28 protein-coding genes and 1 tRNA gene are annotated in these 26,769 nt (G+C 59.7%); 20 read left to right on the top strand and 9 right to left on the bottom strand.

What is annotated here, in order from left to right; genetic code table 11:
• The first annotated feature begins 24 nt into the window (after positions 1-24).
• Positions 25-1,269 (top strand): DUF763 domain-containing protein, encoded by a 1,245-nt coding sequence (locus AM571_RS01075; RefSeq protein ID WP_074059804.1) that lies wholly within the window; start codon positions 25-27, stop codon positions 1,267-1,269.
• A 202-nt stretch (positions 1,270-1,471) separates the two neighbouring features.
• Here AM571_RS01075 and AM571_RS01080 read toward each other — a convergent pair.
• Positions 1,472-1,561, bottom strand: a tRNA-Ser gene (locus AM571_RS01080).
• A 224-nt stretch (positions 1,562-1,785) separates the two neighbouring features.
• Here AM571_RS01080 and AM571_RS01085 point away from each other — a divergent pair.
• From AM571_RS01085 to deoA, 9 genes are all read left to right on the top strand, one after another.
• Positions 1,786-2,103 carry a hypothetical protein gene (locus tag AM571_RS01085; protein WP_074059805.1) on the top strand — a complete coding sequence of 106 codons (318 nt, stop codon included), beginning with the start codon at positions 1,786-1,788 and terminating at the stop codon, positions 2,101-2,103.
• A gap of 482 nt (positions 2,104-2,585) precedes the next feature.
• On the top strand, positions 2,586-3,578 hold the full coding sequence (locus tag AM571_RS01095; RefSeq protein WP_074059807.1) for a BMP family lipoprotein: 993 nt from the start codon (positions 2,586-2,588) through the stop codon (positions 3,576-3,578).
• Between the two features lie 70 nt (positions 3,579-3,648).
• The gene (locus AM571_RS01100; RefSeq protein WP_074059808.1) at positions 3,649-5,160 is read left to right on the top strand and encodes an ABC transporter ATP-binding protein; all 1,512 of its coding nucleotides are present in this window, start codon (positions 3,649-3,651) and stop codon (positions 5,158-5,160) included.
• A gap of 7 nt (positions 5,161-5,167) precedes the next feature.
• Positions 5,168-6,271, top strand: a complete 1,104-nt coding sequence (locus tag AM571_RS01105; RefSeq protein WP_074059809.1) for an ABC transporter permease — start codon at positions 5,168-5,170, stop codon at positions 6,269-6,271.
• Between the two features lie 10 nt (positions 6,272-6,281).
• Positions 6,282-7,253: an ABC transporter permease gene (locus AM571_RS01110; protein ID WP_074059810.1), complete on the top strand. Its 972-nt coding sequence runs from the start codon at positions 6,282-6,284 to the stop codon at positions 7,251-7,253.
• A 3-nt stretch (positions 7,254-7,256) separates the two neighbouring features.
• Positions 7,257-7,646, top strand: a complete 390-nt coding sequence (locus AM571_RS01115; protein ID WP_074059811.1) for a cytidine deaminase — start codon at positions 7,257-7,259, stop codon at positions 7,644-7,646.
• Positions 7,643-8,452 carry a purine-nucleoside phosphorylase gene (locus AM571_RS01120; RefSeq protein ID WP_074059812.1) on the top strand — a complete coding sequence of 270 codons (810 nt, stop codon included), beginning with the start codon at positions 7,643-7,645 and terminating at the stop codon, positions 8,450-8,452. The genes AM571_RS01115 and AM571_RS01120 overlap by 4 nt, the downstream gene beginning before the upstream one ends.
• Positions 8,445-9,221 carry a deoxyribose-phosphate aldolase gene (gene deoC, locus AM571_RS01125; protein WP_074059813.1) on the top strand — a complete coding sequence of 259 codons (777 nt, stop codon included), beginning with the start codon at positions 8,445-8,447 and terminating at the stop codon, positions 9,219-9,221. Before AM571_RS01120 ends, deoC begins: the two co-directional genes overlap by 8 nt.
• 2 nt (positions 9,222-9,223) lie before the next feature.
• A complete protein-coding gene (gene deoA, locus AM571_RS01130) occupies positions 9,224-10,531 on the top strand; it encodes a thymidine phosphorylase (RefSeq protein WP_074059814.1) in 1,308 nt (435 codons plus the stop codon).
• Here the strand turns inward: deoA and AM571_RS01135 are convergent, their stop codons facing one another.
• The 7 genes from AM571_RS01135 to AM571_RS01165 all read right to left on the bottom strand — a co-directional run bounded on the left by AM571_RS01135 (position 10,532) and on the right by AM571_RS01165 (position 15,954).
• Complete coding sequence (locus AM571_RS01135; protein WP_074059815.1) at positions 10,532-11,068, bottom strand: TIGR02281 family clan AA aspartic protease; 537 nt, start codon at positions 11,066-11,068, stop codon at positions 10,532-10,534. It abuts the gene before it with no gap.
• 161 nt (positions 11,069-11,229) lie between these two features.
• The gene (gene upp, locus AM571_RS01140) at positions 11,230-11,859 is read right to left on the bottom strand and encodes a uracil phosphoribosyltransferase (RefSeq protein WP_074059816.1); all 630 of its coding nucleotides are present in this window, start codon (positions 11,857-11,859) and stop codon (positions 11,230-11,232) included.
• A gap of 108 nt (positions 11,860-11,967) precedes the next feature.
• On the bottom strand, positions 11,968-12,936 hold the full coding sequence (locus AM571_RS01145; protein WP_074059817.1) for an adenosine deaminase: 969 nt from the start codon (positions 12,934-12,936) through the stop codon (positions 11,968-11,970).
• Positions 12,933-14,153, bottom strand: a complete 1,221-nt coding sequence (locus AM571_RS01150) for a phosphopentomutase (protein ID WP_074059818.1) — start codon at positions 14,151-14,153, stop codon at positions 12,933-12,935. The genes AM571_RS01145 and AM571_RS01150 overlap by 4 nt, the downstream gene beginning before the upstream one ends.
• Before the next feature lie 90 nt (positions 14,154-14,243).
• The gene (locus tag AM571_RS01155) at positions 14,244-14,828 is read right to left on the bottom strand and encodes a TadE/TadG family type IV pilus assembly protein (RefSeq protein WP_074059819.1); all 585 of its coding nucleotides are present in this window, start codon (positions 14,826-14,828) and stop codon (positions 14,244-14,246) included.
• Positions 14,828-15,409 (bottom strand): TadE/TadG family type IV pilus assembly protein, encoded by a 582-nt coding sequence (locus AM571_RS01160; protein ID WP_074063005.1) that lies wholly within the window; start codon positions 15,407-15,409, stop codon positions 14,828-14,830. The genes AM571_RS01155 and AM571_RS01160 overlap by 1 nt, the downstream gene beginning before the upstream one ends.
• Positions 15,410-15,540: 131 nt before the next feature.
• Positions 15,541-15,954 carry a pilus assembly protein N-terminal domain-containing protein gene (locus AM571_RS01165; protein ID WP_074059820.1) on the bottom strand — a complete coding sequence of 138 codons (414 nt, stop codon included), beginning with the start codon at positions 15,952-15,954 and terminating at the stop codon, positions 15,541-15,543.
• Between the two features lie 414 nt (positions 15,955-16,368).
• On the opposite strand from AM571_RS01165, the gene AM571_RS01170 reads away from it, so the two are divergent.
• The 10 genes from AM571_RS01170 to AM571_RS01215 all read left to right on the top strand — a co-directional run bounded on the left by AM571_RS01170 (position 16,369) and on the right by AM571_RS01215 (position 25,909).
• Positions 16,369-16,560 carry a Flp family type IVb pilin gene (locus AM571_RS01170; RefSeq protein ID WP_074059821.1) on the top strand — a complete coding sequence of 64 codons (192 nt, stop codon included), beginning with the start codon at positions 16,369-16,371 and terminating at the stop codon, positions 16,558-16,560.
• Between the two features lie 100 nt (positions 16,561-16,660).
• On the top strand, positions 16,661-17,173 hold the full coding sequence (locus tag AM571_RS01175) for an A24 family peptidase (RefSeq protein ID WP_074059822.1): 513 nt from the start codon (positions 16,661-16,663) through the stop codon (positions 17,171-17,173).
• 109 nt (positions 17,174-17,282) lie between these two features.
• Positions 17,283-18,095, top strand: coding sequence for a Flp pilus assembly protein CpaB (gene cpaB, locus AM571_RS01180; protein ID WP_074059823.1), 813 nt, complete (start codon positions 17,283-17,285; stop codon positions 18,093-18,095).
• A 10-nt stretch (positions 18,096-18,105) separates the two neighbouring features.
• Positions 18,106-19,611 carry a type II and III secretion system protein family protein gene (locus AM571_RS01185; RefSeq protein ID WP_074059824.1) on the top strand — a complete coding sequence of 502 codons (1,506 nt, stop codon included), beginning with the start codon at positions 18,106-18,108 and terminating at the stop codon, positions 19,609-19,611.
• On the top strand, positions 19,608-20,342 hold the full coding sequence (locus AM571_RS01190; RefSeq protein ID WP_074059825.1) for a CpaD family pilus assembly protein: 735 nt from the start codon (positions 19,608-19,610) through the stop codon (positions 20,340-20,342). Before AM571_RS01185 ends, AM571_RS01190 begins: the two co-directional genes overlap by 4 nt.
• A gap of 19 nt (positions 20,343-20,361) precedes the next feature.
• On the top strand, positions 20,362-21,642 hold the full coding sequence (locus AM571_RS01195; RefSeq protein WP_074059826.1) for an AAA family ATPase: 1,281 nt from the start codon (positions 20,362-20,364) through the stop codon (positions 21,640-21,642).
• Positions 21,643-21,674: 32 nt separating this feature from the next.
• A complete protein-coding gene (locus AM571_RS01200; protein ID WP_074059827.1) occupies positions 21,675-23,150 on the top strand; it encodes a CpaF family protein in 1,476 nt (491 codons plus the stop codon).
• Positions 23,150-24,157, top strand: coding sequence for a type II secretion system F family protein (locus tag AM571_RS01205; protein WP_074059828.1), 1,008 nt, complete (start codon positions 23,150-23,152; stop codon positions 24,155-24,157). The genes AM571_RS01200 and AM571_RS01205 overlap by 1 nt, the downstream gene beginning before the upstream one ends.
• Positions 24,158-24,173: 16 nt before the next feature.
• Entirely contained in the window at positions 24,174-25,154 is a 981-nt protein-coding gene (locus AM571_RS01210; protein ID WP_074059829.1) for a type II secretion system F family protein, read from the top strand.
• A gap of 122 nt (positions 25,155-25,276) precedes the next feature.
• Positions 25,277-25,909 carry a LysE family translocator gene (locus tag AM571_RS01215; protein WP_074063006.1) on the top strand — a complete coding sequence of 211 codons (633 nt, stop codon included), beginning with the start codon at positions 25,277-25,279 and terminating at the stop codon, positions 25,907-25,909.
• 7 nt (positions 25,910-25,916) lie between these two features.
• Here AM571_RS01215 and AM571_RS01220 read toward each other — a convergent pair whose 3' ends face one another.
• Entirely contained in the window at positions 25,917-26,741 is an 825-nt protein-coding gene (locus AM571_RS01220) for a tetratricopeptide repeat protein (RefSeq protein ID WP_074059830.1), read from the bottom strand.
• Positions 26,742-26,769 lie beyond the last annotated feature (28 nt).

Below are 26,769 nucleotides of genomic sequence, written 5' to 3' on the forward strand. Positions count from 1 at the left end.
CGTCGGCCGCGTTATAGTCGCAGCATGGCCCAACGAGCAGGCAGCGCTGATCTTCCATTGCATGGCGGCAGAGTTCCGAGGTGGCTTGGCGAGCGGATGACGAAGCTCGGAGCCGTGGTCACCGAAGCAGTCGTGCACCATTATGGCCGGGATGAACTGCTCCGGCGCCTCGCGCATCCCTTCTGGTTCCAGTCTTTCGGTGCCGTGATGGGCATGGATTGGCATTCGTCCGGAATAACCACCAGCGTGCTCGGTGCCCTCAAGCGCGGGCTCACTCCGCTTTCAGGCGAACTTGGCCTGCATGTCTGCGGTGGCCGCGGTTCGCATTCCCGCAAGACGCCGGACGAACTCGTTGCGATCGGTAACCGTGTTGGTTTGGATGGCAGGGCGCTGGCGACTGTGAGCAGGCTTGTGGCGAAAGTCGATAGCGCCGCGGTTCAGGATGGTTTTGCTCTCTATCTCCATGGCTTCATTGTCACGGATGACGGCAAATGGGTCGTGGTGCAGCAAGGCATGAATGGCGACAAGCGGCAGGCCCGGCGTTATCACTGGCTCTCGGAAGGCCTGGAGAGCTTCGTCAATTCGCCGCACACGGCAATCGAGGGCCGCAGCCAGGGCAATATCATCAATCTGGCCGACAGGCGTGCGGAGCGTTCGCGCTCGGGGCAGCTTGATCTCCTAGCAACGCTCGGTCCGGATCGTATCTTGCGCGAAGCGGCAGCTCTGGCGCTCGATACCGCAAAGCCCGCGCCACAGCCCGACCAGCCGCTTCTGCCGCATCTCATCATGCCCGCCCATCACGACGTGCGCGAAAAGGACGTCAACATGAAGCGTCTGCACGGCAGTCTTGCAGCCGCCGCCGACCGCGGACCGGCAGATTTCGAGCAGCTTCTGCTCGTGCCCGGCGTCGGAGCCCGAACGGTACAGGCGCTGGCGATGGTGGCCGAAGTGGTTCATGGTGCGCCCTGCCGCTTTTCCGATCCCGCGCGTTTCTCGCTTGCCCATGGCGGCAAGGACCGGCATCCCTTTCCCGTCCCGCTGAAGGTCTATGATGAGACGATCAAGGTGATGAAGTCTGCCGTGCAAAAGGGCAGGCTCGGCCGCGAGGAGGAACTGCAGGCGCTGAAGCGTCTCGACGACCAGTCCCGCCAGCTCGAGCGATATGCCACTGGCCCCGACCTCAAGGAGATCGTCGCCGGTGAATTTCGAAACTCACCCGACTGGGGCGGCAGAAGCGTCTTCGGCTGGGAGGAAGAGAATTCGCAGTAAGGCGCTCTTACGCGGTGGAAGTCTTGACGCACGCAGAGGCCACGCCGGTGTCAGGTAATCTTTCGATGAACGACAGGTATGACTTCCGCGAAGCTGGTCACGCAGCACATAAAGGGCCGATATGCGCCCAGCTTTGTTACCCGAGACCTTGAGACCGACCGGACAGTTACAAATCGAACTCAGCGCCCACTTTAGACTGAAGTGGCGGACAGAGAGGGATTCGAACCCTCGGTACGCTTTCACGTACACACGCGTTCCAGGCGTGCGCCTTCAACCACTCGGCCACCTGTCCATTTGCGTTTCGCACCCGGAGAGGAGCAAATCGTCGGAACGGCGCGATATATACCGATGAATTTTTGCTGATCAACCTAAATCTAACAGTTTTTTGACTTCTTGCGATAAAACTCCGCCCGCGCTGTCCATTGTGCTTTGAGCGTGAGATAATTATTTATTGGCTAGGGTGGAGAATGGCGCGGCTGACTGGAAAAATCCGGCGGCGGGGCGTCGGAGGTATTGATGCGTTTCTTGTTGCGTTTGGCTAGCCTTGTCGCGCTTGCGGTAGCCGTGATTGCAGGAACGATCGATTCAATTCAATCCGTTGCGGCGTCGGCAGTCGTGATGACTCCGATGGGCGATGCTTGGCAGGATTTGAGCCCTTCGTCGCTTTCGGCACTCCAGTCGTCTGTTTCTTACTATGTGCACCCGCGCTTCTACGCCTTCGTATTCCAATGGCTGATGCTCCAGCCCGCTTTTGCCGTCTTTCTGGTGATCGCGCTGCTGCTTTGGATGATCGGCTACAAGAAGCCGCCGGTGGCGGGCCGCTTTACCGCCTAACAAACCGCGATCCCTTCGTAACGGCTTTGAGCCCGCATCCACGCCGACGACGCAAAGCTTGCCATGCCAGAGCGCTTGGCCACACGTTCCAGACGGAGGCCAGATCTGCCGGCCGCACGTCGAAGATCACCCCGGGGATCGCTGGGGCGCGAAAATACTACCATGCCGAGATTATCACCGGCCGCATCTGGCGAAGGATCCGGAGGGTCATTGCGGTCTTTGAGGAACCGGAGCGAGGCGCCCGATTGGTTCGTAAAATCGCATTCCAACCGCTGATTTTGCGCAAAAATCAGCCCGTTTGGACTGTTTTTCAGCATCTACGTCGAATTTTTACCAGCCGAAAAATTTCTCGTGAATTTTTCCGTGAGCCATGCAAGGATGCGCGCAGCCAGGCCTCCGGGGGGAGGCCTGGTGGTTCCGCAGACATGCCTGGCAAGGGCTTGCGGGAGGACCCAGACAAATAGCAACAATAGGGCTGCACTATGAAAAAAACCCTTCTTTCTTTCCTGGCCGTGGCCGCGATGTCCACGACGGCGCTCGCTGCCGACGTCAAGCCGGCTCTGGTTTACGGCACTGGCGGAAAGTTCGACAAGTCCTTCAACGAAGCAGCCTATAATGGAGCTGAGAAGTTCAAGGCCGAAACCGGCATAGCCTATCGCGACTTCGAGCCGACCGGCGACACACAGGGTGAGCAGGCGATCCGCAACTTCGCAAGCCGCGGCTTCAACCCGGTGGTAGCCGTGTCCTTCGCATGGACCTCGGCAATCGAAAAGGTCGCCGCCGAATTCCCGGACACCAAGTTCATCATCGTTGATTCGGTCGTCGACAAGCCGAATGTCCGCTCGGTCGTCTATAAGGAAGAAGAAGGCTCTTTCCTCGTCGGCGTACTCGCCGGCATGGCTTCCAAGAGCGGTAAGGTCGGTTTCGTCGGCGGCATGGATATTCCTTTGATCCGCAAGTTCGAATGCGGCTATGAGCAGGGCGCCCGCTCCGTCAAGGCGGACATCGAAGTCTTTCAGAACATGACCGGCACAACCGGTGCTGCCTGGAACGACCCGGTTCGTGGGGGCGAGCTCGCCAAAAACCAGATCGACCAGGGCGCCGACGTCATTTACGCCGCTGCAGGCGCGACCGGCCTTGGCGTTTTGCAGACGGCTGCCGACAACAAGAAGTTTTCGATCGGCGTCGATTCCAACCAGAACCATCTGCATCCGGGCTCCGTGCTGACCTCGATGGTCAAGCGCGTCGATCTTGCCGTCTACAATGCTTACACCGATACCAAGAATGACAAGTTCACAGGCGGCGTGCAGGCTCTCGGCGTCAAGGAAGACGGCGTCGGCGCTGCGATCGACGACAACAACAAGCCGCTGATCACGCCGGAAATGCAGGCCGCCGTCGACAAGGCAAAGGCTGACATCATCGCAGGAACCATCAAGGTTCACGATTACACGACGGACAACTCTTGCCCGAAGTGATCCGCGACTGAGATGGGCGTATGGCGGCCAGATTATCCGCCATACGCCCTTTTCGTATTTGGAGCCTGCAGTGACAGACACGCCCGCTATTGAACTTGTGGGCATCGATAAGAAATTCGGTGCCGTTCACGCAAACAAGGACATCAACCTTACCGTCGCCAAGGGCACGATCCACGGGATTATCGGGGAAAACGGTGCCGGTAAATCGACGTTGATGTCGATCATCTACGGTTTTTATCATGCCGATGCCGGAGAGATCCGCGTCAACGGCACGCCGCTGACCATCCGCGACAGCCAGGCGGCGATCGCGACTGGTATCGGCATGGTCCACCAGCACTTCATGCTAGTCGATAATTTCACGGTCCTGGAAAACGTCATGCTCGGCGCCGAAGGCGGCGCACTTCTGGCAAAAGGCGTGGCGTCTGCTCGCGCCGAATTGAAACGGCTGGAGAAGGAATATGGCCTCGAGGTCAATCCGGATGCGCTGATCGAGCAGCTCCCGGTCGGCCTGCAGCAGCGGGTCGAGATCCTCAAGGCCATGTATCGTGGCGCTGAAATCCTGATCCTCGACGAGCCGACAGGTGTCCTGACGCCGGCTGAAGCCGACCACCTGTTCCGCATCCTCAAGGTGCTGCGTGACCAGGGCAAGACCGTCATCCTCATCACGCACAAGCTGCGTGAAATCATGGCCATCACCGACACCGTCTCGGTGATGCGCCGCGGCGAGATGGTGGCGACCCGTAAGACGGCGGAAACGACGGTCGAAGAACTTGCCGAACTCATGGTGGGGCGCCGTGTACTTTTGCGCGTCCAGAAGGGCGAGGCAACGCCCGGCGATGTGCTGCTGTCGGTGCGAAACCTGACAGTCAAGGACAATCGCGGCGTGACCATGGTCGACAACGTCTCCTTCGATGTCCGGGCCGGCGAGATCGTCGGTATTGCAGGCGTAGCGGGCAACGGCCAGTCGGAGCTGCTGGAGGCGATCGCGGGCATCCGCAAGCCGCATTCCGGCGAGATTTTCCTTGATGGCCAGCCGATCGACAAGGCCGACGCGGCGCGGCTGCGCGAGCTGGGGCTCGCCCATATTCCCGAAGACCGCCACCACATGGGTCTGGTGCTGAAGTTCGAGGAATACGAGAATTCGGTTCTCGGCTATCACCGCAAGCCTGCCTACAGCAGAGGACCGCTGCTTGACCTCGATGCGATCCGCAAGGATGCCATGGAGAAGATCGAGAAATACGACATTCGTCCGCCGAACCCGCGGCTGAAGACGGCCAATTTCTCGGGCGGCAACCAGCAGAAGATCGTTGTTTCCCGCGAAATCGAGCGCGACCCTGCCGTGCTCATCATTGGCCAGCCGACGCGCGGCGTCGATATCGGCGCCATCGAGTTCATCCACCGCCGCATCATCGAGATGCGCGACGCGGGCAAGGCGATCCTGCTCGTCTCCGTCGAGCTCGATGAAATCCGCGCCCTTTCAGACCGTATCCTTGTCATGTTTGCCGGCCATGTCGTCGGCGAGAAGACGCCCGATGCCGGTGAACAGACCCTCGGCCTGATGATGGCCGGCATTGCCGCGTGAGGCCTTAATGAGCACTGCTTCCGTTTCTCTTCCAAACTGGATCACCTACGGTCTCATCCCGGTTTTGAACCTGATCGTTGCATTCCTGATCTCCGGCGTTGTCGTCTGGCTGATCGGCGAAAGCCCGCTTGGTGCTCTTTCCTTGCTGATCGAGGGTGCGCTCGGCAGCGGCGAAGGCATCGGGTTCACGCTTTATTACGCCACAAGCTTCATTTTCACGGGCCTTTCGGTCGCGGTTGCGATCCATGCCGGTCTCTTCAACATCGGCTCGGAAGGTCAGGCCTATCTCGGGGGCCTTGGTTGCGCACTGGTTGCGCTGGCGCTCGACCGCTTCGTTCCCTGGTATGTCACGATGCCGGTTGCCGTTGTCGGCGCCGGCCTTTTCGGCGCTGCATGGGCATCCATTCCGGCCTTCCTCCAGGCAAAACGCGGCAGCCACATCGTCATCACGACCATCATGTTCAATTACATCGGCGCGGCGCTGATGGTTTATCTGCTGGTCCACGTGCTGATCGTGCCCGGCAAGATGGCGCCGGAAACGCGCACCTTCCTCGACGGGGGCCAGTTGCCGAAGCTCGGATGGGTGATGAACCTGTTCGGTGCGAAGCTCGGGGCCGCGCCGTTCAATGTCTCCTTCATCATCGCCCTTGTCGCCGCCTACTTCGTCTGGCTGCTCGTCTGGCGAACGAAGCTTGGATTTGAGATGCGCACGCTCGGCGCAAGCCCCACTGCCGCCTCCTATGCAGGCATTCCCTATGCCCGCACGGTCATGATCGCCATGCTGCTCTCTGGCGCGCTGGCCGGCATGATGGCGCTGAACCCGGTCATGGGCTCTTCAGCGCGCCTGCAGGTCGAGTTCGTCGGCGGCGCCGGCTTCGTCGGAATTGCCGTCTCGCTGATGGGACGCAATCATCCCGTGGGGATCATCTTCTCGGCGATCCTTTTCGGAATCCTCTATCAGGGCGGCGACTGGATCTCCTTCGAGATGCCGAACATTACCCGCGAAATGATCCTTGTGATTCAAGGTCTGGTTATTCTCTTTGCGGGCGCGCTCGAGTACATGTTCCGCCCGGCGCTCGTCCACGTCTACCAACAGTTCAAGGTCAAGTGAGGGGCGGACGATGGATTACTACGACATCCTGATCAACGTTCTAAGTTCGACGATCCGACTCTCGATCCCGTTGATCTTTACTGCCCTTGCCGGCCTCTTTTCCGAACGCGCCGGCGTCTTCGACATCGGTCTGGAAGGCAAGATGCTGGGCGCGGCCTTTGCCGCCGCCTGCGTTGCATACATCACCGACTCGGCCTGGCTCGGCCTCGTCGCGGGCATCCTGTGCTCTGTCTCGCTGAGTTTGGTGCACGGCTTTGCATCGATCACCAATCGGGGCAATCAGATTATCTCGGGCGTTGCCATCAATTTTTTCATCGCCGGTATCACCATTGTGCTTGGCCAGGCCTGGTTCGGTCAGGGCGGCCGCACGCCGCAGCTATCCCCCGCAAGCCGGTTCTCGCCAATTACGCTTCCGGGCGCAGATGCGATCCGCGAGGTTGCGATCATCGGTCCGCTCTATTCGAACGTGATCTCCGGCAACAACATCCTGACCTACCTCGCATTCCTGGCAGTTCCGCTTTCGTGGTGGATCCTCTACCGGACGCGCTTTGGGCTGCGCCTTCGCGCCGTCGGCGAAAATCCAGGAGCGGTTGATACAGCCGGTATCTCGGTCAGTTGGCTGCGCTACCGTGCCGTCATGTGCGCCGGCGTTCTCTGCGGCTTCTCGGGCACCTATCTGGCGATCGCCCAGTCGGCAGCCTTCATCAAGGACATGTCGGCGGGCAAGGGTTATATCGCCCTTGCCGCGCTGGTCTTCGCGAAATGGAAACCGGTGCCTGTGATGTTCGCCTGCCTGCTCTTCGGCTTCCTCGATGCACTTGCCAATTTCATGCAGGGCAAGCAGGTGCCGCTGATCGGCGCAGTGCCGGTGCAGATATTCCAGGCTCTGCCGTATATTCTCACCTGTATCTTGCTTGCTGGATTCATCGGCGTTGCAACTCCGCCGAAGGCCGGTGGGGTCCCCTATACGAAGGAGCGTTGAAATATGTCGCACGACCTTTTTAAAGCCGCCCGTGGTGCGATGGCCTTTGCCCACGCGCCTTATTCAAAATTCCCGGTCGGAGCGGCGATCCGCGCCGAGGACGGCAAGATCTATACCGGTGCCAATATCGAAAACCTCTCCTTCCCGCAGGGTTGGTGTGCCGAGCCGACGGCCATCAGCGCCATGATCATGGGCGGAGCGAAGAAAATCGTCGAAATGGCGGTCATTGCCGAGAAGCTGCCGCTTTGCCCGCCTTGCGGCGGCTGCCGGCAGAAGATCTCTGAGTTTGCGTCGAGAGATACGAAGATTTATCTTTGCGACGAGACGGGCGTGAAGAAGGCCATGACGATGGAAGAACTTCTTCCCTTCAGCTTCGAGACCGAACTCGGATGAAGGCCGCCATCGATCAACTCGTCGGCAAACTCGGTGGGCTCGTGCCCCGACACGGCATCGTGCTCGGCTCGGGCCTTGGCTCGCTGGTAGGCGAACTGACGGATGCAGTGCGCATTCCCTATCGGGATCTGCCGGGCTTTCCTGTCAGCGCCGTCTCCGGGCATGCGGGCGAGGTCGTTGCCGGTCGTCTCGGCGGCGTGCCTGTCATCATGCTGTCGGGCCGCGTCCATTACTACGAAAAGGGCGATGCCGACGCCATGCGGCTGCCGATCGAGGTGCTGAAGGGCCTTGGCGTGCAATCGCTGTTTCTTACCAATTCCGCAGGCTCGCTACTTGAGGAGATGGCGCCGGGCTCGGTTATGCAGATTACCGACCACATCAATTATTCCGGCATGAATCCTCTCATCGGCGAGGAAAGCGACCGCCGCTTCGTCGGCATGACGAGCGCCTATGATGGTGATCTTTCCTCATCGATGCGCAAGGCGGCCGAGAAGCTTGGCATCAAGCTCTTTCACGGCGTCTATATGTGGTTTTCGGGACCAAGCTTTGAAACGCCTGCGGAAATCCGCATGGCGCGGATTTTAGGCGCGGATGCTGTCGGCATGTCGACCGTACCGGAGGTCATCATCGCCCGCATGCTGGGTTTAAGGGTTGCCGCAGCTTCGGTAATCACCAATTATGGAGCTGGCATGACGGGTTCCGAACTCAGCCACGAAGAAACAAAAGACATGGCGCCCGTCGGCGGCGCGCGTCTCGCCGCAATCTTGAAGGAAACGATTGCGGGTGGAGGAAGCAATAATGAATAACTACTCGCAGAAAGAGACGGCAGCGGTCGCGCTGTCGCTGCTTGATCTCACCAATCTGAAGGACGATTGCACGCAGGAGCAGATTGATACGCTTTGCGCCCGCGCGCAGACTCCCTACGGCAATAGTGCCGCGATCTGCATCTGGCCACGCTTCGTGGCCCATGCCCGCATGGTTCTTGGCAAAGGTCATGCGGTCCGAATTGCAACGGTTGTCAATTTCCCGTCCGGCGAGATGGAAGTGGCCGATGTCGCCGCTGAAACCCGGGAGGCAATTGCAGACGGTGCAGATGAAATAGATCTGGTGATCCCCTATCGCAAATTCCGCGAAGGTGACGAAAAGGCCGTCGTCGACATGGTGACAGCGGTGCGCGCTGAGTGCACCGGCGGCGTATTGTTGAAAGTCATCCTGGAGACGGGTGAGATCAAGGACCCTGGCCTCATTCGGCGCGCCTCCGAACTTGCAATCGACGCGGGCGCGGATTTCATCAAGACATCCACCGGCAAGGTAGCCGTGAACGCGACGCTCGAAGCAGCAGATATCATGATCCGCGCGATCCGTCACAGCGGCCGCAAGGTTGGCTTCAAGCCGGCCGGCGGCATCGGCTCCGTCGCCGATGCCGCCCTTTATCTCAGCCTTGCCGAAACGATCATGACGCCGGACTGGCCGATGCCGTCTACCTTCCGTTTCGGGGCCTCCGGCCTGCTCGATGACATTCTCGCTGTTCTCAGCGGCGCCCAGTCGGCGCCCGCCAAGGCCTCGAGCTATTGAGCATGATCCCGCAGGAGATCATCCGGCGAAAGCGGAACGGCGATGTCCTTTCCACGGACGAGATCCAGTCGTTCATTACGGCGCTTTCCGCCGGTAAGTTATCAGAGGGGCAGATCGGCGCATTTGCGATGGCCGTCTGGTTCAGGGGCATGTCGCGCGGTGAGACCGTCGCGCTGACGCTCGCCATGGCACGCTCAGGCGACGTGCTGACCTGGCCCGGGATCGATCGCCCGATCGCCGACAAGCATTCAACCGGCGGCGTCGGCGATAATGTTTCGCTGATGCTGGCGCCGATTGCGGCTGCCTGCGGGCTTGCTGTACCGATGATTTCCGGTCGCGGCCTCGGTCACACCGGGGGAACGCTCGACAAGCTGGAATCCATTCCCGGCTATGAAATTACGCCGGATCCAGCACTCTTCCGCAACGTCGTCAGCCAAGCTGGCTGCGCCATCATCGGACAGACGAGCTCGTTGGCGCCTGCCGACGGCAAATTATACGCCGTGCGCGATGTCACGGCGACGGTCGATTCCATCCCGCTGATTACGGCCTCCATTCTCTCCAAGAAACTCGCCGCCGGGCTTCAGACCTTGGTGCTCGACGTGAAAACCGGTAACGGCGCCTTCATGGCAGATCACGCGCAGGCAAAGCTTTTGGCGCAGTCTCTGGTGGATGTGGCAAATGGGGCAGGGATCAAGACCACCGCGTTGATCACCGATATGAACCAGCCGCTGGCAGACGCAGCGGGAAACGCCGTTGAAATATGGAACTGCCTGGATTTTCTGTCCGGAAAAAAAGCTGGAACCCGGCTGGAGACCGTCGTTGTGGCTTTCGCAGCCGAGATGCTGGTGAGCTCCGGCATTTGCCCGTCTTTGCAAGACGGCGAAGCGAAAGCCCGTGAGGCGCTGGCCTCTGGCAAGGCGGCCGAGATTTTTTCCCGCATGGTGCATATGCTGGGCGGCCCGGCGGATTTTGTCGACAAGCCCGCGAAATATCTGGTCAAAGCGCCAATCGAAAGGCCGGTTCTCGTAAGTGAGAGCGGCTGGCTTTCAGCTTGCGATGCTCGCGAGATCGGCTTGGCCGTTATCGATCTCGGCGGCGGGCGACGCCGTCCGGAAGACAAGATCGACCATCGGGTCGGCTTCTCAGCTCTGCTGCCGCTCGGCACGCGCGTCGACAAGGGCGATAGGCTCGCGATCGTGCATGCTGCAAGCGAGGCGGCGGCGCAAGAGGCGGCAGCCTCGATCGCGTCAAGCTACCGCATCCACGGCAAGACGCCTTCGTTGCCGCCGGTTGTTTCCGACCGCATTTGATTATTGCTTCAGATTGAGCGAGCCGTCCGCAAAGGAATAAGACTCCAGTTTCTTCAGGAAACTCATGCCGACCAGAGTTGTCGAAAGTGCATCATCCTTGAGCACGAAGGCCTCCACGCCCTGCACGCGGATGCCGCCGATCTCCATGCGATCGAGTGTGACATGTGCGGCCTTGGTCTGGCCGTTGGCTGTATTTACTGTATGCCGGAAGTCGAGCTGATTGGCACTGTAGCCGAGACGGCGGGCAAGGCTTTCGTTCAGCGCCACATAGGTCGCGCCGGTATCGATCAGTCCCTTCACGGGTCTGCTGTTGATCTTGAAGTCGCCTGTATAGTGCCCCTGCGCATTGGCCTGAAGGCGCATGCGGCCGTTACCAGGAGCCGGGGCGGGTGTCACAGGCTGTTCAGTGGCGGTTGAGACAATGTTGGCCGAAGCGGTCTCGGTAGCCGGTTGGTCGCCATTGACTTCGAAGAACGAGGGGACTTGCGTGGCGAATGCGGCGATAATGCTCGCGAAAATGACGATACGCATGAGCATGAACGGAAATCCTGCCTGTATGAACCACGCCTCATGCGGGTTTGAGACTTCAAGACCGCTACGCCGCATTTGCTGACAAGTCGCTAATGGCGAAGCTAAAATGGCCCGGATCCGTGCTCCGGGCCTTCTATATCCAAGGACTTGGTAAAGGAAAGCTGAAGTTACTTCGTCCCGTACATGCGGTCGCCCGCATCGCCTAGTCCAGGCACGATATAGCCCTTCTCGTTGAGATGGCTGTCTATCGCTGCCGTGAAGACCGGCACATCGGGATGCGCCGAACGGAAGTTCTTGATGCCTTCCGGAGCAGCGAGCAGGCAGAGGAAGCGGATATTATGTGCGCCCCGTTCCTTCAGCTTGTCGATCGCCGCAATCGAGGAATTGCCGGTCGCGAGCATCGGATCGACGACGATGATAAGACGCTCTGCCACGTCCTCGGGCGCCTTGAAGTAATATTCCACAGGCTGCAGCGTTTCGTGATCGCGATAGACACCGATATGGGAAACGCGGGCAGAAGGCACGAGATCGAGCATGCCTTCGAGCAAGCCATTGCCGGCGCGCAGGATCGAGGCGAAGACGAGCTTCTTGCCTTCCAGGATCGGCGATTCCATTGTCTGAAGAGGCGTTTCAATGGTTTCCATCGTCAGTTCGAGATCGCGCGTCACCTCGTAGCAGAGCAGCGTCGAGATCTCGCGAAGCAGCCTGCGAAAACTGCCCGTCGATGTCTCCTTGCGCCGCATGATGGTGAGTTTGTGCTGCACGAGCGGGTGATCGATGACGATGACGCCTTCCATGGCCGGGCCTTCCTTTAATTGTTCTTATCGGACGTTTCTTTCACGGAAAGCGCCTCAACTGCAAGAGTGGAGGCGATTTTCACGGGATGATCTTCAGGCCCGGGCGGTTCAAATGAGGGCGAGCAGCGCCATGCGGGTTTTTTCATCAACGAAAGCCGCTTCGATGCCGGTCCGCGTCAGTTCGTTGATTTCTTTGTCGCTGAAACCGAACGCATCGGCGGCGAGCTCATACTCGCGCTTCAACGAAGTATGAAAAAAGGGCGGGTCGTCGGAACTGATCGTCACGCGAACGCCTGTTTCCTTGAACTTGCGCAGGGGATGGGAAGCGAAATCGGGAAAGACGTTCAGCGCAATATTGGAGCCGGGGCAAACCTCGAGAACTGTGCCGAGATCGGCAAGCCGCCTGACGAGGTCGGCGTCCTCGATTGCACGAACACCATGGCCGATGCGCGATGGACGCACGACGTCGAGCGCATCGGAGACGCTGAAGGCGCCACAGACTTCGCCGGCGTGAATGGTGAGGCCAAGGCCTGCGTCACGGGCGATATCGAAGGCCTGGGCATAATCTGCAACGCGCCCCATGCGCTCCTCGCCAGCCAGGTTGAAGCCGGTGATCAGCGGGTTGTCGGCCTTTGCCGCGTATTTCGCAGCGGCGATCACGCGCTCAGGCCCGAAATGCCGCTCGCCGGTTACGATGAGCCGCGCTTCAATGCCACTTTTTGCCTTGGCCTGGCGAATGCCTTCGCAGATGCCGGCGATATAGGCGTCTGCCCCAAGCCCGATACGATCGCCGTGGTCGGGCGAAACGATAAGTTCGCTATAGATCGTACCGATCCCCGCAAGCTCCTGCAGGTAGGTCTCGGTGAGGAGCGCATAGTCCTCGTCGGTCTTGTAGACCTCGGAGACCTTGTCATAGCATTCGAGGAAACTCGCAAAATCATGCCAGACATATGTTCCGTCGCGGAGATAAGCGCTGATGTCGGTATTGTATTTTCGCGCCTGCGCTTCAGTCAGCGCCGGAGGTGCCGCGCCCTCCAGATGGCAATGCAGCTCGACCTTCTTCAAATGTGATGTCACAGAAAGCTTCTCCCATGCGGTCCGGCTGCGATGCCGAGATGGCGGGCAACCGTCTCGCCGATATCGGCATATGTGCTGCGAATGCCGATATCGCGCGACTTCAAGCCCGGCCCGTAGGCGATGATCGGCACGCGCTCGCGCGTGTGATCCGTGCCGCGCCAGGTTGGATCGCAGCCGTGGTCGGCCGTAAGGACGACGAGATCGCCGGGTGCAAGCTTGCGGTGCACGTCCGGCAGCCGCGCATCGAAGGCTTCGAGCGCGGCAGCATAGCCAGCCACATCGCGCCGGTGGCCGTAGACCATGTCGAAATCGACGAAATTGGTGAAGACCAGGTCGCCGTCTTCGGCCGCTTCCATTGCGGCGAGCGACGCGTCCATCAGTGCATCATTGCCGTTCGCCTTGATGACCCTGGAAACACCCTGATGGGCGAAGATATCGCCGATCTTGCCGATGGCATGAACCTTGCGCTGCGCATTGACGAGACGATCGAGCAACGTCGGCTCCGGCGGCGGCACCGAGAAATCGCGGCGGTTGCCGGTGCGCTCGAATGTTGAGGGCGTCTCGCCGACGAAGGGCCGGGCGATCACCCGGCCAATGTTGTGGCTGTCGAGGAGTGTGCGGGCGATGCGGCAAAAGCCGAGCAGCCGGTCGAGACCGAAATGGGTCTCGTGGGCCGCGACCTGAAAGACGGAATCGGACGAGGTATAGCAGATTGGCTTGCCGGTGCGGATATGCTCCTCGCCGAGCCGGGCTATTATTTCCGTGCCTGAGGCGTGACAATTGCCGAGAATGCCCGGGACCTCCGCCGCGTTGCAGAGCGCCTCGAGAAACTGGGACGGAAAGGCCTCGCCTTCGGTGGGAAAATAGCCCCAGTCGAATGTCACCGGTGTTCCCGCGATTTCCCAATGGCCGGACGGCGTATCCTTGCCGCGGGAGATCTCGTTGGCGCAGCCATGGATGCCGTAGACTTTATCTGGAACCGGCATACCGGCTGGAGCACGCCCGGTTGCGGTTCTGGCAATCTGCATCAGGCCGAGTGCCGACAAATTGGGAAGCGAAAGCGGGCCGGACCGCAAGCCTTGCCTGTCGGCAGCCCCGGCTGCGCAAAATTCCGCGATATGGCCAAGCGTGTCCGAACCTTCATCGCCATACTGCGCCGCATCCGGCCCGCCGCCGACGCCGAAGGAATCAAGAACGAAGAGAAATGCACGTGCCATCGCAAACCATCAAGCTGGGCGGCCAAGAGCCGCAATTCGGCTCAGGCATATAATGCCGCCGCGGGCTTGGCAAATTTCAATGGATTGCGATCAGCAATCGTTGCAGGCGACATTGTCGCCCTGTCGCTGGCGGTAATAGTAGGTGCGGCGAATGGTGAGTTCCTGGATGTCGCCTGGAAGAAAATCAGGGCCGAACGCAAACAGCGTGTAGGGAACGCTGAGATCGGCCCGCACGAGAAAGCTATCTGCCTTCTGCATGTCGGCCGGAATGCCCGTAACGGCGGAATTGGCCGCGTATGGCGCCGTCGTTGCGTCATTTGCCCACGACCATAAAACCTTGGCATTGGCACCGGCATCGATGGTGATGCCGGTCACTTTGATCTGCATGCCGGTCGTACCGAAGGGAGCGAAAATCGCGCCGGCAACAGAGCTGATCGCGGCCAGCGAGCTTTTGGTCACATCCTGCTGCTGCGTGATCAGGTCTGCGATCGAGCCGGCAGCGCGGCTGGTGCGTTTGCTGACATTCAACCCCATCGTGATCTCGAAGGCGCCGATATAAAGCATCACCAGGACGGGAAAGAGGATGGCAAATTCGATTGCACCAACGCCACTTCGATCGCGCCCGAACCGGACGAGCTTGTCTTTCAGCCTGATCAGGGTTTTGCTCGCCGCCATCAGTATTGCTCGTTCTGGAAGGCGGCTGTGGCGACGATAAGGTAATCGTTCAGCCTCGATCCGTCGGTCGTGCGATATGGAGTGATATAGGGCCGGATAAGATCGGTAACGACCTGCCAGTGGTAATAGGCGCGAACCATGTTGATCGCGCCTGAGCCGCCGGGCGAATATTGCATTGCGGTCGTATCGAGGCCCGTGGCGTTCATCGGAATGGTGACGGGGATATCGGAAAACTTGCTGAATGTGCGGATATCGAGCCAAAGTTTGTTCGGCGTGGCGATTTCGCTGTCGGAGCACTGGATCAGGATCGAGACTTCCTCGCAAAATTCCTGCCGGAATGCCGTGCGGTCCTTATAGGTCGTCTGCCCGACGACATTGGTGATCTGTCCGGTCCGCAGCTTGCGGCTCATGGTATCGACGGCGTTGGAGACCAGTTCTTCCGCGGCAAAGGCGATGAAGGTCTCCAGGATTGCGAAGATCACCATGAAATAGGGAATGGCCAGCAGCGCAAATTCTATCGCCGCCGATCCGTCGCGCGAGCGCGCAAGAGCTAGCCATTTGCCCTGCCGGCCGGCCGGCATGCAGGTTCTGTCTGCCTGATGATCATTGGCCGCGACGGGGCCGTCCGATGGAACGTTCATGCAGCGATCGTAAAGTATGTTCGTTGATTTTCCGTTTCATGGCGGGTCAACAGTTTAATGGATGACGACAGTCAGCCGCCGGCATCTGCCGCATTGTTCTGCTGGGTGTGCTGTTCGCAGTTCGGTGTGCAGGAAAGGACGGAACGATCGGTCTGCCGATAGACACGAACGGTGTTGCCTTCGTCGATGGAAACGAGGACTGTCTCGTCGAGTATCGCATTGCCGTCGACATCGAGCAGAACGAGATTGGTCGTCCCGAAACTGCGGCCTGTCAGCACGATCGTCTTTGGGTCGGCAACGGTGGCGTCGGCGACCTTGGAATTGCCGATGATCACTTTGCTGGCTGGCCGGTCGAGCTTCAAAACACGCGCGTGATCCATATAGACGCGCAGCACGTCATCCTCGGCGCGCACGGGAGCCTGCAGCCCGCAAAGCATGAGGGTGGCAGCCGCGGTAAAGGAGATGGTCTTGCCGCTCGATGGCATAGCGTTCTCTTTTATTGGATCCGGATCATAGTCCGGTGGAAATCTCAAGATACAATGGAAAAAAATGGTGAATGAAGCTTTAAGAATTGCCGGTCCTGCATGATGGCGGCACGTGTTTGTTCAAATCGCGTCAGGCAAGGAGGATTGACGGTGGCAGGATGATCAGTAATGGCGCAGCTTATGTAATGTATTGGTTCATCCCGAAGATCTGTGTTCTAAAGGATTTCCGACATAGATAAATTTGAATATATCCGAGTAACGAAATGCTTACCATGGAAGTTTTTACTTTAGCATTTACGATCTGGTAACCCTCTTCCTTAAGTCGATTGAAACAGCCCCTCGCTAGGTTGTGGCATCCGATCAACGGCAACAGTTGGCGGACGTGCTGAACCTCAACTGGAGTTAGGAGTAACCATGACCAAGCTTTTTAGCCGTTTTCTGAAGGACGAATCCGGCGCGACCGCAATCGAATACGGCCTGATCGCAGCGCTGATTTCCGTAGCGCTTATCGCCGGTGCAACCACCCTCGGCAACACTTTGAACAACACGTTCACGAACCTCTCCAAGACGATGGATGGCGCAACCGACGGCACGTCGGCCAAGTAAGTTTGGTTCCGAAGACTATATGCCAAAATAGAAGAGGCGCAGAAATGCGCCTCGACTGACTAGCGGCTCGCATCGCGAGCTTTTCGGGACAGTGCTTAAAATGATCGCAGCCGCAATCTTCGTGATCTTTCCGCTGTGTCTAGCGTTAGCTGCTTTCACCGATCTTATCTCGATGACGATACCGAACCGTGTATCGCTTATTCTCGTCATTTCATTTCTGATCATCGCCCCGCTGACAGGGATGGCCATCCCGGAAATCGGCATGCATCTTGCCGCAGGCCTCGCGGTATTTTGCGGCTGCTTTGCGCTTTTTGCCTTGAATGTTATGGGCGGAGGGGACGCGAAGCTTCTTACGGCTACTGCCCTCTGGTTCGGCTTCAATCAAAGCTTGTTCCTGTTCATCTGCTGCGTCGGCGTGATTGGTGGTTTCCTGACATTCGTCATCCTGATGATTCGGGCGCAATCCCACGCGATCCTTGCCATCGGTCTGCCTGTTCCCAATTCACTTCTGCTCGCAAAGAAAATTCCCTACGGTATCGCGATCGCCATTGGCGGCTTCATGGCCTTCCCGAGTTCGCCAATATTGAACGGTGCGCTGGAATCGCTGAAGTAACGGTGATTTAAACGTCCGTTAACTTAAGTTGTAAGTGTTCCGTTAACTATAATTACACCAATTTCTGAGCATTCTTCGGGTGAACATGCCGTCTCCCGAGGACTGAATAATGAAACCCGCCCGTTTGATAATACTTTCAGTGGCCGTTGTCGCCGCTGGCCTCGCCGGCCTACTGGCGATGCAGCTTGCCGGACGGGGCGGTGTCGTGACGCAGGTGCAATCGGTCGTCGAAAAAGAGCCGACGGTCAACGTGCTGGTATCGAGCGCCAATCTGCCGGTTGGCGCCCGCATCGACGACAAGGCGGTTCACTGGATGGCCTGGCCCAAGGGCGCTGTCGTGCAGGGCTTCATCACCGAAGCCGACAAGCCGGATGCGGTCAAGGATATGCTGGGTGCTGTGGTCCGCCTGCCGATCTTCGAGGGCGAGCCGATCCGTGCTGAAAAAATCGCCGACTCCAACAGCCGCATCCTCTCGGCGCTTCTGCCGGCCGGCAAGCGCGCCGTCGCAACGGAAATTTCCGTCGCAACCGGCGCCGGCGGCTTCATCCTTCCGAACGACCGTGTCGACGTCATCATGGTCCGCAGGGCGCAGGGAAGCGACAAGTTCCTGACCGAAGCCGTGCTGAGCAATGTCCGCGTTCTCGCCATCGATCAGCAGATTCAAGAGAAAGACGATGGTTCCAAGGCTGTCGTTGGCACCACCGCGACGCTCGAACTGACGCCCGATCAGGCCAAGGTTCTGACGGTCGCGCAGCAGATGGCCGACAAGCTGTCGCTGGCCTTGCGTTCCGTAGCCGACGCGCAGGAACAGGATACGAGCGCTGCCGACTATCTCCTGAACGGAGACAACGGAAACGCGCTGGTTCAGGTCATCAAGTCCGGTTCGATCGTCACAGACAGCAGTGCGCCAAAGGCCGAATGAGGAAAATTTAATGGTCAACACATTGCGGCGCACCAAGTCCTTCCTCGCAGGCCTTCTTACACTGACGGTCGCAGCTTCGGGCTTAACGCCTCCCGGCTTCGCGCCACTCGTCGGCGCAGGGACTGCGCATGCAGGTTCGGAAGGCGTCATCCAGATCTCGCGGACGGGTCCCGGCGCCCACCGCCGCCTCAAACTCGGCCTTAACAAGGCGGTCGTGGTCGACCTGCCCGAAGAAGCTCATGATATTCTCGTCTCGGATCCGTCGATGGCCGATGCTGTAACGCGCACCTCGCGCCGCATCTATCTCTTCGGCAAGAAGGTCGGTCAAACGAACATCTTCATTTTCGGAAGTGATGGCCAGGAGGTCGTGAGCCTCGACATCGAAATCGAACGCGATGTCTCCGGCCTCGAGACGAACCTGAGGCGCTTCATCGTCGACTCCAACATCAAGGTCGAGATTGTGTCCGACAACATCGTGCTGACCGGCACCGTCCGCACGCCGCAGGATGCCAAGCAGGCCGCCGACCTTGCCCAGGCATTTCTCACAGGTGGCGAAGCGACGACGCGAACCGAGACGGCCGCTAGCACCGCACAGCAGGGCGATGTCGCGATCTTCGCCGAGGCGCGCCAGCAATCGCAGGTCGTCAATCTGCTGCAGATCGAGGGCGAGGACCAGGTCACGCTCAAGGTGACGATCGCCGAAGTCCGTCGCGAAATCCTGAAACAGATCGGCTTCGACAATCTTGTATCCAATTCCTCTGGTATGACCGTGGCGCAGCTGGGCTCGCCTGCTGCGGATGGCGTCGCTGCGACGCTCGGTGGCGGACTTGCAGCTCTCTTCAAGACCTCGATCGGCCGCTACGACATCTCAACCTATCTGAATGCGCTGGAGCAGGCCAAAGTCGTCAGAACGCTCGCCGAGCCTACGCTGACGGCGATTTCCGGACAGGCTGCCGTCTTCAATTCGGGCGGTCAGGTTCTCTATTCAACGACCGACAACGACGGCAACGTGACCGTTGTCCCCTACAACTACGGCATCAATCTTTCCTTCAAGCCGGTTGTCCTCTCCTCAGGGCGCATCAGTCTTGAAATCGTGACCAACGTGTCCGAGCCTGCCCCATCCGTCTCGGGTTCGCAGCCGACCTATCAGCGGCGTTCGGCCGAGACATCCGTCGAACTGCCGTCCGGGGGGTCGATCGCGCTTGCCGGCCTCATCAGGGACAACGTTTCGCAGACGTCGAACGGCACGCCGGGTGTGAACAAGATCCCCCTGCTGGGGACATTGTTCCGCCAAAGGACGGTGCAGCGCGAAGAAACCGAGCTTGTCATTATCGCAACCCCCTATCTGGTACGCCCCGTCGCCCGCAACGAGCTTAACCGGCCGGATGACAATTTCAGCCCGGAACATGATGGCCAGGCGTTCCTCATGAACCGTGTCAACAAGGTTTATGGCCGGCGCGAAGCCCCGGTGGCAGACGCGCAATTCCACGGTTCCATTGGGTTTATCTACAAATGAGCGGCGCAGGATCGAAAACGATGAAACGACATGGTGACCGGGCGATGGCTCAAGGCGCGAAATCCCCGATGCGATGGACCATGCTTGGCGCGGCACTTGCGGCCGCGATGCTTTCCGGCTGCGCGGCTCCACGCGACAATCTCACGACCGGCGGGATCCCCGACGACTACCGCCAACGCCATCCGATCGTGGTGGCCGAGGCCGAGCAGACTGTCGACCTCCCAGTTGCCACGACGGATCGGCGCTTGACGATTGCCCAGCGCGACATGATCCGCGGCTTTGCAGCCAATTATACATCCCGGGCGTCCGGCCCGGTCTATGTCATGGCCCCGCAAGGTTCGCCAAATTCGGCTGCCGCAAGCCAGTTGCGGAGCCAGGTGCGGGCCGAGCTCTCGAAGAGAGGGATACCGAGCTCCAAGATCGTCAATGCCAGTTATTCGGCAGCTCCTGGCGATGCAGCGCCGATCCGCCTCAGTTTCGTGGGCATGACGGCCATGACCACGCAGTGCGGACAATGGCCGAAGGATATCGGCGGCGGCTTCGACAACCAGAATTATTACAATTTCGGCTGCGCTACCCAGAACAATCTGGCCGCACAGATCGCCAATCCGGAAGATCTGATTGCGCCGCGCGGCATGACGCCGATCGATGCTGCGCGCCGCAATGACGCCATTACCGAATATCGCGAATACAGGACCATCCTCGAGCACAACAACTCAGACACCTTCTAATGAGGAGCGGATCCAGACGATGAGCCCGATCGAATACGAGATCAAGAACACGACGGAGCTGCAGCATGCCGAAGACGCCGTTCGCATGGGCGAGCTGGAAAACATGCGGCCGCTGCCGCGGATTTCCGTGCATGCCTTCTGCGAAAGCGAGGCGCTTCAGCGGGTGATGGAGCGCTGCGGCAACGATCGGCGGATGGCCAAGGTCAGCCTGCGGATCACCAGCGGCGGAATTGCGGCTGCTGCGAACATGTTCGCCAGCGCTCCGACCCCAAATCTGATCATCCTCGAAACAAAGGCCAATGCGGCAAGCCTTCTCCTGGAGCTTGCGCCGCTTGCGGCCGTCTGCGATCCAAGCACCAAGGTCGTTATCGTCGGTTACTACAACGATATTGCACTTTACCGGGAGCTGATCCGCAACGGCATTTCCGAATACATGGTTCAGCCGATCGCGATGCCGGACATCATGATGGCCCTGGCGTCGATCTTCGTCGACCCAGATGCCGAGCCGCTTGGCCGCAGCATTGCCTTCATCGGATCCAAGGGAGGCACCGGAGCCTCGACGATCGCCCACAACTGCGCCTTCGGCATCTCCAATCTGTTCTCGACCGAGACGATCCTTGCCGATCTCGATCTGCCTTACGGCACGGCAAATATCGATTTCGACCAGGATCCGACGCAGGGGATCGCAGAGGCGGTCTTTGCTCCCGATCGGCTGGACGAGGTTTTTCTCGACCGACTGCTGACGAAATGTTCTGAACACCTGTCGCTGCTTGCAGCACCCTCGCTCCTCGACCGCGCCTATGATTTCGATGGCCAGGCATTTCAGCCGGTTCTTGAAGTGCTGCAGCGCAGCGCGCCGGTAACGGTGCTGGATGTCCCGCACGCCTGGTCGGAATGGACGCGTTCGGTCCTGGCTGCAGTGGATGAGGTCGTTATCTGCGCCGTTCCCGATCTTGCGAACCTGCGCAATGCAAAGAACATGCTCGATGCCCTGCGCAAGCTGCGCCCGAACGACAAGATGCCGCATCTGATCCTCAACCAGGTGGGCATGCCGAAACGGCCGGAAATCGCCCCGTCCGATTTCTGCGAACCGCTCGAGATCGAGCCGATCGCGATCATTCCCTTCGACGTCGCTCTGTTCGGCAATGCCGCCAATAGCGGTCGCATGATCTCCGAGATGGACCCGAAATCGCCGACCGCCGAAACCTTCTCTCAGTTGGCACACATCGTCACCGGCCGTGTGGCGATCAAGAAGGCGAAGCGGGGCGGGCTGATGGGGCTGCTGAAGCGCGCCAAGTAAGCGACGAAAACGAGTAGATTGGATCTTTTGGTATGTTCGGAAAACGCGGAAATGAAGGCCTCGGAAAGGTCGGCGCCGTAAGCGCACCGCCACCGCCGCCGGCCGCGGCGGCTCCCGCTTCCGCGCCCGCCGTGCTGGTCGAGCCGGCAAGGGATCCTGGCCGGCATCAGGTGACACCGCCGCCGATGCAGGCGCCGCAGCGCCGGCGGCCGGCCCGCACCGAAGAATATTATGACACCAAGGCGCAGGTCTTCTCGGCGCTGATCGATACGATCGACCTCTCCCAGCTTGCCAAGCTCGATGCCGAAAGCGCTCGCGAGGAAATTCGCGACATCGTCAACGACATCATCACCATCAAGAATTTCGCCATGTCGATATCCGAGCAGGAAGAGCTGCTCGAAGACATCTGCAACGATGTTCTCGGCTATGGTCCGCTGGAGCCGCTGCTCGCGCGCGACGATATCGCCGACATCATGGTCAACGGGGCCGGCAAGACATTCATCGAAGTCGGCGGCAAGACGGTCGAATCGGAAATTCGCTTCCGCGACAACGGCCAGCTTCTGTCGATCTGCCAGCGCATCGTCAGCCAGGTCGGCCGCCGCGTCGATGAATCGAGCCCGATCTGCGACGCCCGTCTTCCGGACGGCTCGCGTGTCAACGTCATCGCCCCGCCGCTCGCCATCGACGGTCCGGCGCTCACGATCCGTAAATTCAAGAAGGACAAGCTGACCCTCGATCAGCTCGTCCGCTTCGGCGCGATCACGCCCGAAGGCGCAACGCTCCTGCAGATCATTGGCCGGGTGCGCTGCAACGTGGTGATCTCCGGCGGTACGGGTTCGGGCAAGACGACGCTGCTGAACTGCCTGACGAACTATATCGACAGAGACGAGCGGGTCATCACCTGCGAAGATACGGCCGAACTGCAGCTGCAGCAGCCACATGTGGTTAGGCTGGAAACCCGTCCGCCCAACATCGAAGGCGAAGGCGAGATCACCATGCGTGACCTCGTCAAGAACTGCCTGCGCATGCGTCCGGAACGCATCATCGTCGGCGAAGTGCGCGGACCGGAGGTTTTCGATCTTCTGCAGGCGATGAATACCGGTCACGACGGCTCGATGGGAACGATCCACTCGAATTCGCCGCGCGAATGCCTGAGCCGTATCGAATCCATGATCGCCATGGGCGGCTACAGTCTCCCGGCAAAGACCGTTCGCGAGATCATCTCCGGCTCGATCGACGTCATCATCCAGGCAGCGCGTCTTCGCGACGGCTCGCGGCGCATCACAGCCATTACCGAGGTAATCGGCATGGAAGGCGACGTGATCATCACCCAGGACCTGATGCGCTACGAGATTGAAGGCGAGGACGCTGGCGGCCGGCTGATCGGCCGTCATATGTCGACCGGTATCGGCAAACCGCATTTCTGGGATCGCGCGCGCTACTATAACGAGGAAAAGCGCCTGGCCGCCGCCCTGGATGAGATGGAAGCAAAGTCGAAGGAAATATGATGTTCGGTCTCGATCCGATAGTGCTCGCCATCATCGTGCTGGTTGCGGTCGCTGCGGGCGCGGTTTGCTATGGCCTGCTTTTCAGCCGTTTGGAAACCGAGAAGAAGGCTGCCAATCGCGTCAGCCGCGTTGCTTCAACCGAGACCGACCGGGTGAAGGTCAAGGCGGCACGCGACCGTGTCCAGGAAATGTCGAAGCGCCGCAAGTCGGTCCAGGACAATCTCAAGGATCTCGAAAAGCGCCAGCAGGAAAACACAAAACGCAAACTGTCCCTGAAGTCGCGGCTGACCCAGGCGGGCTTTGCGATCACGCCCGCCAAATTCTACATGTTCAGCGCCGCCTTCGGCCTGTTCCTGATGCTGATTGCGCTGCTCGCCGGCGCGCCGATGCTGGTCGTACTTGCGCTACCGATCGTTGCCGGCCTCGGTCTGCCGCGGTGGATCCTCGGCTTCCTGATAAAGCGCCGCCAGAACAAATTCCTCGACGAATTTCCGAACGCGCTCGACGTCATCGTGCGTTCGATCAAGTCGGGCCTGCCGCTGAACGATGCGATCCGCCTCATCGCAAATGAAGGCCGCGATCCGGTCAAGAGCGAATTTCGCCGTGTCGTGGAATCCCAGCAGGTCGGCCTCAGTGTTCCCGACGCCTGCGGGCGCATGACCAACTACATGCCGCTGCAGGAAGTGAGCTTCTTTGCGATCGTGATCGCCATTCAGTCGCAGGCCGGCGGCAATCTTTCCGAAGCGATCGGCAACCTCTCGAAGGTACTGCGCGACCGCAAAAAGATGAAGGCCAAGGTGAAGGCGCTGTCGATGGAGGCCAAGGCTTCGGCTGTCATCATCGGCGCTTTGCCCTTTATCGTCGCCACGCTCGTCTACCTGACATCGCCGCAATACATGATGGTTCTGTTCACCGATCCGCGTGGTCACTTCATCATGGGGCTATCGGCGGTGTGGATGTCGATCGGCATCTTCGTCATGCGCAACATGGTCAATTTCGACATCTAGCCTGGGGGGACGCGTCATGTCAGCAGATCTTGCAGCGCGATTGACCGATCCGGCCATGCTCGTCGCGCTTCTGGTTGCGGTCGCTGTCTTTGCGACCTTCTACACGATCGCCATTCCCTTCTTCGAGCGCGGCGACCTGAACAAGCGCATGCGGGCCGTTTCGACCGAGCGTGATCAGATTCGAGCACGTGAGCGTGCCCGCATGACGGAGGCGGGAAACAAGGGGTCTCTCCGCAACCAAAACAATCGCTCTGTCCGCCAGATCGTCGAGCGCTTCAACCTGCGCAAGGCGCTCGTCGACGAAAACACGATGAACAAGCTGCGTGCAGCCGGCTACCGCTCGGAAAACGCCCTGAACACCTTCCTCGTCGCCCGCTTCCTTCTGCCCTTTGTCTTCCTCGCCCTCGCAGCCTTTTGGATTTTCGGTCTCGGCAACCTCGCAGCCAAGCCGCTTCCCATCCGCCTGCTTGCCATGATCGGCATGGGCTATCTCGGCTTCTATGCGCCGAACATCTTCATCTCGAACCGCATGTCGAAGCGTCAGCATTCGATCAAGCGTGCCTGGCCCGATGCCCTCGACCTGATGCTGATTTGCGTCGAGTCCGGCATCTCGATCGAAGCAGCGATGCGCCGCGTATCGGAAGAACTCGGCGAGCAATCGCCGCCGCTTGCCGAGGAGATGGTGCTGACGACGGCCGAGCTTTCCTTCCTGCCGGACCGCCGTCAGGCACTCGAAAATCTGGGCACGCGCACGCAGATCGATCTCGTGCGGTCCGTCACCCAGGCCCTCATCCAGGCCGACCGTTACGGCACGCCGATTTCGCAGGCGCTGCGCGTTCTTGCACAGGAAGGACGAGACGAGCGCATGAACGAGGCTGAAAAGAAGGCGGCTGCCTTGCCGCCGAAATTGACCGTTCCGATGATCTTGTTCTTCCTTCCCGTCCTCGTCGCCGTCATCCTCGGCCCGGCCGGCATCCAGGTCGCCGACAGGTTCTGATGCGGCTTGCAGGCGAGACGGAAACCGGCTAGCCGTAGTTCTCCGTGGCAAATGAGATGGAAGACCAGGCAAGTGCCGACGGGCCGCTCGTCTGGGGCCTTTGGAAACCAGGAGGAGCCATGATGTCTTCTGCAGCCATCCTCACCAGTATCTTTGTAGCACTGATGGTCGGCGCGATGAGCCCCGGCCCGAGTTTTGTCGTCGTTTCCCGCATCGCCATTTCCCGCTCGCGCCTTGATGGCCTAGCGGCGGCGCTGGCGATGGGTGTCGGTGGCGTCATCTTCGGCATTCTTGCGCTTGCGGGCCTGACGGCTTTGCTGACGCAATTCGCGTGGCTCTACCTGGTGCTGAAATTTGCAGGCGGTGCCTATCTCGTCTACATCGCGTTTCGCATCTGGCAGGGCGCGAAGGCGCCTCTCGAGGTCCCGGGTGCGGTTGAGGGCAGGGCGTCGCTCGGACGCAGTTTCTCGATGGCGTTGCTGACGCAGCTCAGCAATCCGAAGACCATCATCGTCTATGCGAGCATATTTGCAGCTTTTCTGCCGAAAACGGTGCCCGCAGGTGTCATGATCGGTCTGCCGATCGGAATCTTCGCGATTGAGGCCGGATGGTACTCGATCGTGGCGCTGGCTTTCTCCGCCCGCCGTCCGCGCCAGGTCTATTTGGCCGCCAAGCACTGGATCGACCGCGCAGCCGGGGTTGTCATGGGCGGGCTGGGATTGCGCCTGATGTTCTCCGGCGCGATGCTTCGGTAGTCGGAGGTCAGTTGGTGTTGCTTGGCGGGGCGCTGTCCTTCGCCGCCAGTTTCTGCCATGAATTCTGCTGGGAAAGCATCGAACGCAAATAGGCGACGTTGGCGTCTGCCTGCTGCGGGGCGAGCTCGCGACGGGCAATCTCTTCGGCCTCCCGAAAACGACCCTGCAGGCCGACAGCAAGGGCGAGGTTCTGCCTGACACGGCTGTCGGTACCCGGCTGGCCCGCCGCCTGCTTGAGATAGGTTTCGGCGGTCCTGAGATCGCCTGTCAGCACGTAGGACATGCCGAGGTTTGAAAGCACGGAAGGCTCGTTCGGCATGATGTCCAGTGCATCGCGATAACGCGCCCGCGCATCGCTGGGCTTGCCCATCTGGTCGAGAATCGCGCCCTGGGCAGAAATGAGCTTCCAGTCGGGCCGGTCGGGGGTTTGCGCCCGGCCGATCGTGTCGAGCGCTTGCTGGAACTGTCCTGCAGCTGCCTGAGCCTTGCCATAGGCAGCAAGGACATTGCGATCCTTGGGATTGGAAATCGCAACCTGCTGCATGACAGCAAGGGCCTGCGCGTCCCGCCCGGCCATGCGCAGCAGGTTGGCGTAGTTGACGCCGTTTACCGGATCGCGGGGATCTTTCTCGTAGGCCTGTCCGACCCGTTCCGTCATTGCGTGAAGCTCGTTCGAATCCATGGTTTCGACGGGCTTTGTCAACTTCGGTACCGAACCCGTCGTCATCTTGTCCTTGGTCGTCGAGCAACCGGCGAGCGCGGCGACAACCAGCGCTGCTGCGACACAGGGGAGAATACGGTTCTTGAGTGGATGGATGGCCGGGAGAGGCATTGCGCTTTCCTGAATTCAGAAACTGGCG

Origin of the sequence: Rhizobium etli 8C-3 (assembly GCF_001908375.1) — a bacterium.
Classification (GTDB): Bacteria; Pseudomonadota; Alphaproteobacteria; order Rhizobiales; family Rhizobiaceae; genus Rhizobium; species Rhizobium etli_B.